The following is a 763-nucleotide window of genomic DNA, read 5'->3' on the forward strand; positions in this document are numbered from 1 at the left end:
AGAACGACCAGAGTGGTATTTCAACGTTGACTCCACCATCACTGACGTGACGGCTTCACAGTCTCCCACCTATCCTACACAAGCCGTACCGAACACCAATACCAAGCTGTAGTAAAGGTCCCGGGGTCTTTCCGTCCTGCTGCGCGTAACGAGCATCTTTACTCGTAGTGCAATTTCGCCGAGTTCGTGGTTGAGACAGTGGAGAAGTCGTTACGCCATTCGTGCAGGTCGGAACTTACCCGACAAGGAATTTCGCTACCTTAGGATGGTTATAGTTACCACCGCCGTTTACTGGCGCTTAAGTTCTGAGCTTCGCACTTGCGTGCTAACCCGTCCCCTTAACGTTCCAGCACCGGGCAGGCGTCAGTCCGTATACATCGTCTTGCGACTTGGCACGGACCTGTGTTTTTAGTAAACAGTCGCTTCTCCCTGGTCTCTGCGGCCGATCACGCTCGGGAAGCAAGTTCCGTCACGATCAGGGCCCCCCTTCTCCCGAAGTTACGGGGGTATTTTGCCGAATTCCTTAACCACGATTCACTCGATCGCCTTGGTATTCTCTACCTAACCACCTGAGTCGGTTTGGGGTACGGGCGGCTCGAACCTCGCTAGAAGTTTTTCTCGGCAGCATAGGATCACCCTCTTCCCGCATTCGCGGTCACTATCAGGTCTCAGGCGTCATGCGGTCCGGATTTGCCTGGACCGCGCCCTACACCCTTGGACGTGGACAACCATCGCCACGCGGAGGCTACCTTCCTGCGTCACT

At 55.2% G+C, this 763-nt stretch carries 1 rRNA gene; it reads right to left on the minus strand.

Going from position 1 to position 763, the window contains the following annotated elements:
- A 23S ribosomal RNA gene (locus ABD241_RS20615) occupies window positions 1–763 on the minus strand; the annotation flags it as partial.

The sequence above is a fragment of the Terrabacter lapilli genome (assembly GCF_039531305.1).
GTDB classification, from domain to species: Bacteria; Actinomycetota; Actinomycetes; order Actinomycetales; family Dermatophilaceae; genus Terrabacter; species Terrabacter lapilli.